General features: G+C 60.1%; 9 protein-coding genes. 1 reads left to right on the top strand and 8 read right to left on the bottom strand.

Annotated features, from left to right (window positions below):
* The 3 genes from surE to tatC form a co-directional block, all read right to left on the bottom strand.
* Positions 1-566 (bottom strand): 5'/3'-nucleotidase SurE (gene surE / locus GC177_07600; protein ID MBI1275820.1); only part of this gene is annotated, 566 nt, incomplete at its 3' end.
* Positions 567-609: 43 nt separating this feature from the next.
* The gene (gene serS / locus GC177_07595; protein ID MBI1275819.1) at positions 610-1,893 is read right to left on the bottom strand and encodes a serine--tRNA ligase; all 1,284 of its coding nucleotides are present in this window, start codon (positions 1,891-1,893) and stop codon (positions 610-612) included.
* Positions 1,886-2,707, bottom strand: coding sequence for a twin-arginine translocase subunit TatC (gene tatC / locus GC177_07590; GenBank protein MBI1275818.1), 822 nt, complete (start codon positions 2,705-2,707; stop codon positions 1,886-1,888). The genes serS and tatC overlap by 8 nt, the downstream gene beginning before the upstream one ends.
* Before the next feature lie 52 nt (positions 2,708-2,759).
* On the opposite strand from tatC, the gene GC177_07585 reads away from it, so the two are divergent.
* Entirely contained in the window at positions 2,760-3,959 is a 1,200-nt protein-coding gene (locus GC177_07585; GenBank protein ID MBI1275817.1) for an iron-containing alcohol dehydrogenase, read from the top strand.
* Between the two features lie 111 nt (positions 3,960-4,070).
* Here the strand turns inward: GC177_07585 and fliP are convergent, their stop codons facing one another.
* The 5 genes from fliP to csrA are packed head-to-tail and all read right to left on the bottom strand — an operon-like array spanning position 4,071 to position 6,030.
* Positions 4,071-4,826 carry a flagellar type III secretion system pore protein FliP gene (gene fliP / locus GC177_07580; protein ID MBI1275816.1) on the bottom strand — a complete coding sequence of 252 codons (756 nt, stop codon included), beginning with the start codon at positions 4,824-4,826 and terminating at the stop codon, positions 4,071-4,073.
* Positions 4,819-5,154, bottom strand: a complete 336-nt coding sequence (locus GC177_07575; protein ID MBI1275815.1) for a hypothetical protein — start codon at positions 5,152-5,154, stop codon at positions 4,819-4,821. Before GC177_07575 ends, fliP begins: the two co-directional genes overlap by 8 nt.
* A gap of 3 nt (positions 5,155-5,157) precedes the next feature.
* The gene (locus tag GC177_07570) at positions 5,158-5,502 is read right to left on the bottom strand and encodes a hypothetical protein (protein MBI1275814.1); all 345 of its coding nucleotides are present in this window, start codon (positions 5,500-5,502) and stop codon (positions 5,158-5,160) included.
* Positions 5,503-5,506: 4 nt separating this feature from the next.
* Positions 5,507-5,809: a flagellar protein FhlB gene (locus tag GC177_07565; GenBank protein ID MBI1275813.1), complete on the bottom strand. Its 303-nt coding sequence runs from the start codon at positions 5,807-5,809 to the stop codon at positions 5,507-5,509.
* 8 nt (positions 5,810-5,817) lie between these two features.
* Positions 5,818-6,030 (bottom strand): carbon storage regulator CsrA, encoded by a 213-nt coding sequence (gene csrA, locus GC177_07560; GenBank protein MBI1275812.1) that lies wholly within the window; start codon positions 6,028-6,030, stop codon positions 5,818-5,820.
* Between the last annotated feature and the right edge of the window lie 22 nt (positions 6,031-6,052).

The following is a 6,052-nucleotide window of genomic DNA, read 5'->3' as shown; positions in this document are numbered from 1 at the left end:
TCGCCAATGGCGCGGCGGCCGTGCGGGCAGGGGGCGATGCCCTTCACCTCGCCCGGCGCACAAGGGGGAAAGTTTACATTCATCAGCACATTCGGCGGCCAGCCGACCGCCACCAGCTTGGTGATGACGGCGGCAAGGTGCGCCTCCGTCGTCGCCCAGGGCGTGTCCTCATGCGAAAAGGTGCTCTGGCTGAAGGCGATGGAGGGGATATCCAGCAACGTGCCTTCCATCGCGGCCGCAATGGTGCCGGAATAGGTGATATCCTCCGCCAGGTTGCTGCCACGGTTCACGCCCGAAAGCACCAGGTCCGGCTTCTTCTGCCCCGCAAAAATACTCTTCACCGCCAGCAGCACCGCATCCGTCGGCGTGCCCGTCACGGCATAGCGGAACTCGCTCATCCGCTCCACCCGCAACGGGTTGTTGATGGAAAGCGAATGCCCCGCGCCGCTTTGCTCTGTCAACGGTGCCACCACCCACACATCGTCGCACAAGCTGCGCGCCACGCGTTCCAGAATCTCAATGCCCTTGGCATGCACGCCGTCATCGTTGCTGATCAGGATGCGCATATCCCTCAGCGGCGTCTGCACCAGATGGTTATAGGGATTGACGTTAAGCGGCTGCAAGGCTGCTCACTCCACCCATGTAGGGGACCAGCACATCGGGGATGCGCACGCTGCCATCCTTCTGCTGGTAATTCTCCAGCACGGCAACCATCGTCCGCCCCACCGCCAGGCCGGAACCGTTCAGCGTATGCAGCAAACGCGGCCCGCCTTCCTTGCCCTTCACACGCGCCTTCATGCGCCGTGCCTGAAAATCCCCGCAGTTGGAGACACTGGAAATCTCGCGGAAAGCCTGCTGCCCCGGCAGCCACACTTCCAGGTCAAACGTCTTTTGCGAACAGAAACCCGTATCCCCGCTGCAAAGCAGCATCACGCGGTAATGCAGCCCGAGCTTCTGCAAAATCGTTTCCGCCGCATTCAGCATCAGCTGATGTTCTTCTTCCGATTTCTCCGGCGAGCAGATCGTCACCATCTCCACCTTGCTGAACTGGTGCTGGCGGATCATCCCGCGCGTGTCACGCCCCGCCGCGCCCGCTTCGGAACGGAAGCACGGCGTCCATGCGGTGTAGCGCAGCGGCAGTTCGCCCTCGGGCACGATGCTGTCCTGCACGAGATTGGTGAGCGACACTTCCGCAGTCGGGATCAGCCAATGCCCGCTGGTGGTCTTGAAAAGATCCTCGGCGAATTTCGGCAGCTGCCCGGTGCCGTACAGGCTGTTGTCGCGCACCAGATAAGGCGGCACCACTTCGGTGAATCCAAATTGGCCGGTGTGGGTATCCAGCATGAACGCCGCCAGCGCCCGCTCCAGCCGCGCCAGCCCCTGCTTCAGCACCACAAAGCGCGAACCCGCGATTTTCGCCGCCACCTCAAAATCCATCATCCCGAGCGCTTCGCCCAGGTCATCATGTAGCTTGGGCTCAAAATCCATCTTCGGCGCTTCACCCCAGCGCTTCACTTCCTTATTCGCCGTTTCGTCCTCACCCAGCGGCACGCTGTCATCCAGGCGGTTGGGCAGGGTTTTCAGCAGTTCCTCCGCCGGGTTGCCCTCGGCGATCCGCGCATCGATATCCGCCAGCCGCTGGTTCACCTGTTTGGATTCCTCCATCAGCGCATCGGCATTTTCGCCATTTTTCTTGGCCATGCCGATTTCCTTGGCCAGCTGGTTGCGGCGCGATTGCAAACCCTGCTGCTCGGTGATGAGCTCACGGAACTGACGGTCCGTCTCCAGCAATTCACGCGTCAAACTATCCTGCCCGGCTTTCAGCACGCCGCGTTTCTGCATGGCGGCGGTGAATTGCTCGGGCGTCTCGCGTATCCAGCGTATATCAAGCATGATTCATCATATCCTGTGTGGGGATGATTTTCTCCGCCTTCGGTTCCATCCAGCGGCAGACAATGATGGTGATTTCATAAAGCAGGCAAAGGGGCAGTGCCAGCCCTATCTGGCTGAACACATCCGGCGGGGTGATGACGGCGGCAATCCCGAAGATGATGACAATGGCATAACGCCGTTTTTTCGCCAGCCATGCGCCTGTCACCAGCCCCATGCGGGCCATCACCGCCAGCACCAGCGGCATCTGGAAGGTGAGGCCGAACACCGTCATCACCTCGGCGGAAAGTTCCAGATAATCCGCCATCCGTGCCTGCAAAATGATGGCCGGCGCATCCGGCGTGGCGGGCTGCTCGAAGCTCAAAAAGAATTTCCACGCCATCGGGAATATCCCGTAATAGGCCAGCGCCGCACCCAGCAGAAACAGCATCGGCGCGATCGTCAGAATGGGCACCATCATTCGTTTTTCATGCCCGTAAAGCCCCGGCGCGCAGAAGCGGTAAAGATGATAGGCGAAAAGCGGAAAGCTCAAAAAGAACCCGCCATAGACCGCAATGGTCAGATGCGTGATGAAGGCTTCCGGCAGGTTGGTGAACATCAGCTTGTGCGCCCCGTCATGCACAAGGCTGGAAAGCGGCCGCAGCAGAAACCCATAGATATTCCCCGCATATTCATAGCAGATGGCGGTGGTGACGATCAGCCCCAGCGCATACCACATCAGCCGTCGCTTCACCTCGCGCAAATGGCTGTAGAGGCTGGCATCCCAGTCGATGCCTTCCTTCGGTTCCTTGGTTGCTTCCGGCTCGGGCGTGGCCATATCCGCCATTTGTTAATGATTGTTTGGGCAAATTGATATAGCCCTCTGCCTCATGACAGCAAGTTTTATGACACACACCATAGATATTTCTCCGGCCGATGCCATGTGCGACGCCTGGCTGCCCGCCAAAAGCCGCCTGCTGGTCGTCAGCGACGCCAACTGCCTGCAGGCCGTGGGGGAGGGCGTCATCAAAAGCCTCCGCAGCCATGCGGATGTCGTTCTGCTCAATTTCAGCGCCTCTCCGCAGGCCGATGCCCTTTCGCTGGAACGGGTGAAACATGCGCTGGCTGACCGCACCCATTGCCTCGCCATCGGCAGCGGCACCATCAATGATCTGTGCAAACTCGCCAGCGCCCAGGCGGGCATTCCTTATGCGGTCCTGCCCACCGCGCCTTCCATGAACGGCTATCTCTCCGCCAATGCCTCCATCAACCTGCATGGCCACAAGCAATCCTTCGCGGCCCATGTCCCGCATGCCCTGCTGCTGAACTGGCAGATCCTCGCCGAAGCCCCGCAGCGGCTGGCCGCCAGCGGCTTTGCCGACAGCCTCTGCCGCAGCACCTGCTGGCGCGACTGGCAGCTTTCGCACCTGCTGCTCGATACGCCCTTTGACGCCGCCATGATGGAACGCCTGAAAACCCACGAACAAGCCGTGATCCACCAGATGGAAGGCCTCCAGCGGCAAAGCCCGGAAGCCGTGCGCGCCCTCATGGAATGGCTGCTGGAAGGCGGCCGCGCCATGACGAGCGCCAATAGCAGTGCCCCCGCCAGCCAGGGAGAGCACATGCTGGCACATTGGCTTGAACTGCGCGGCTACGGCAAAAGCCTGCTGCATGGCGAGTTGATCGCCGTCACCACCCTCATCATGGCCGAACTTCAGGAAAAACTGCTGGAAAGCCCACCCCGCCTGGAATGGCGCAAGCCGCCGATGGAAGCCCTGCATCACGCATTGGGTCAGGCGCAGGCCAAGGAATGCCTGGACTCCGCCGCGCACAAGCCCATCGGCTCTTCCCGTCGCGCCGCCGCTTGGATGAAGCAATGGCCCAGGGCCGCCGCCGCCATCCACGGCACCGGCCACGCCCATTCCCGCCGCAAACTTCAGGGATGGCTGCAGGGCATGGGCCTGCAAACCTCGCCACGCAGCGCCCACATTCCGCAAAAGGAAATCCACCTGGCCCTCAAGCTCGCCGCACTTTCGCGCGACCGTTTTACCTTCCTCGATATCGCCATGTTCGCGGCGATGCAGGAATAACACCCCCACGTCATTCCAGCGAAAGCTGGAATCCAGCAGGCTAACCAGTATTTTCAGACAATAGCGGATGAATCGTTTCATGGATTCCAGCTTTCGCTGGAATGACGGAGGCTAGAGCGATACCTTGAAGCTCTCCACCAGGCTCCCCGCCAGCATATACCACCCATCCACCACCACGAAGAAGATGAGCTTGAACGGCAGCGAGATCATCACCGGCGGCAGCATCATCATACCCATGGACATCAGCGTGGCCGCCACGAACATGTCGATGATGAGGAAGGGGATGAAAATCAGGAAGCCGATCTCGAACGCCCGCTTCAATTCGCTGATCATGAAGGCGGGAATCAGGATGCGGTAGGGCGTATCCTCCGGCGTCTCAATCTTCGGCGTGCCCGCCATATCCACGAATACCTGAAGGTCCTTGTCGCGTACATGCTTCAGCATGAATTCATGGAACGGCTTGAGCGACCGGTCGAACGCCTCTTTCTCCGTAATCTGCTCCTGGATCAGCGGCAGCACGCCATCGTCGTAGGATTTCTCCAGCGTCGGCGCCATCACGAAAAAGGTGAGGAACAAGGCCAGCGACATCAGCACCGCGTTGGGCGGCGTCTGCTGCAGGCCGAGCGCGCTGCGCAAAAGCGACAACACCACGATCATCCGCGTGAAGGAGGTCATCATGATGACGATGGAAGGCGCCAGGCTGATGACCGCCAGCAGCGCAATCATCTGGATGATGCGTGCGCTGGAGGAGCCGCCGTCGCCCAGGTTCAGCGACAGGCTCTGCGCGAATGCCTGGCCGGGCAGGGCAAGTGCCAGCACAAAAACCATGACCGGGGCGAGCAGGGCAAAAAGGCAATGCTTACGCATCGGCGGGTTCCTCCTCGAGGATGGATTTGGAAGACGTTGGTTTCTGTTTCTGCTTTTTCTTGGTCTTGCGCACGGCCACATGGGGTATTTCTCCACCGAGCAGCGCCATATATTCATCACCATCCACGGAAAACAGCACCACACGGTGCTTGCTGTCGAGCATCAGGCTGTCCTGCAGGGCGAGCCGCGCCTGCTTGCCTTTCAGCAACATCCCGCGGCCGCTTTTCATCAGCACCGCGCGCGCTGCATGGGCGCACAGCATGAACAACAGCAGCACGCCCGCAAGCGCGGCCATATGCTCCAGCCATTGCATGGAGCCCGTCTCCATGACCTAGCTGTTCTCGCCCGACTCTTCGTCGGCATTCTTGAGCGCCTGGCCATAGGCCTTGGCCGCGTTTTTCTGATGGTTCAGCCCTTCAATCTGGCGGACGATCTCCGCATGGCGCTGCTTCAGGAGCTCGGCCACCTTGTTCAGGTCGCCCATCATCTCCTGCAGGCGCTTGGCGTAAGGCGGCACCACGCCGGCTTCCATGCTTGCCACAAGGGTGCAAAGCTCTGCCACGCTGGTATCCAGCCCGCCCAGGTCCACGTCGCCACCCTGTTCCAGCGTCTCACGCGCGGAAATAATGAAGCGGTGCGTTTCATTGAACTTACCGTCGATATCAGCGTTGGCCATGGGGCTATTCCTTATCAGCTTGCTTACGTTGGTTATAGGATGCGTTGGCGCGATAGACAAACACCAAAATCTCCGCCACGGCGGAATACGCTTCCACCGGAATCGGCGCATCCAGGTCGAGCGCGGTCAGCACCTGCGCCAGGTCGGCATCCTGACGCACGGCCACGCCGTTGGCGAACGCCAGCTGCATGATCTGCTCCGCCCAGAAGCCCTTGCCGCTGGCAAGCACCTGCGGAACGCCGCCGGCCTCGCCGCTGCCAAGTGCAATGGCAATGGTTTCGGGTTTGGGGGTGGGCTTATCGTTCATGGCTAAAATTACAGCAGATCGTCCAGGTTGATCTCGCCGCCTGTTGCCGCCTCGCGGTTCTCGGCGATAATGCGGTCGTAAAGCTCCTTGCGCAGCACCGACACATCGGGCGGAAAGCGAAAGCCGAGCTTCACGGATTTGCCCTTCACTTCCATGACGGTCAGTTCGACATTGTTGTTGATGATAATGGATTCACCAACTTTGCGGGCAAGATAGAGCATATTCACTACATATAGAGGAGTA

It is taken from the genome of bacterium (assembly GCA_016124905.1).
GTDB lineage: Bacteria > Pseudomonadota > Alphaproteobacteria > Rickettsiales > RI-342 > RI-342.
Note: the sequence above shows the minus strand (reverse complement) of the source record. Positions and strands in the feature narration are given on the sequence as shown.

Bases quoted from the DNA above. Each gene is read 5' to 3' on its own strand.
- serS (MBI1275819.1), bottom strand. From the start codon at position 1,893: ATGCTTGATATACGCTGGATACGCGAGACGCCCGAGCAATTCACCGCC.
- tatC (MBI1275818.1), bottom strand. From the start codon at position 2,707: ATGGCCACGCCCGAGCCGGAAGCAACCAAGGAACCGAAGGAAGGCATC.
- GC177_07585 (MBI1275817.1), top strand. From the start codon at position 2,760: ATGACAGCAAGTTTTATGACACACACCATAGATATTTCTCCGGCCGAT.
- fliP (MBI1275816.1), bottom strand. From the start codon at position 4,826: ATGCGTAAGCATTGCCTTTTTGCCCTGCTCGCCCCGGTCATGGTTTTT.
- GC177_07575 (MBI1275815.1), bottom strand. From the start codon at position 5,154: ATGGAGACGGGCTCCATGCAATGGCTGGAGCATATGGCCGCGCTTGCG.
- GC177_07570 (MBI1275814.1), bottom strand. From the start codon at position 5,502: ATGGCCAACGCTGATATCGACGGTAAGTTCAATGAAACGCACCGCTTC.
- GC177_07565 (MBI1275813.1), bottom strand. From the start codon at position 5,809: ATGAACGATAAGCCCACCCCCAAACCCGAAACCATTGCCATTGCACTT.
- csrA (MBI1275812.1), bottom strand. From the start codon at position 6,030: ATGCTCTATCTTGCCCGCAAAGTTGGTGAATCCATTATCATCAACAAC.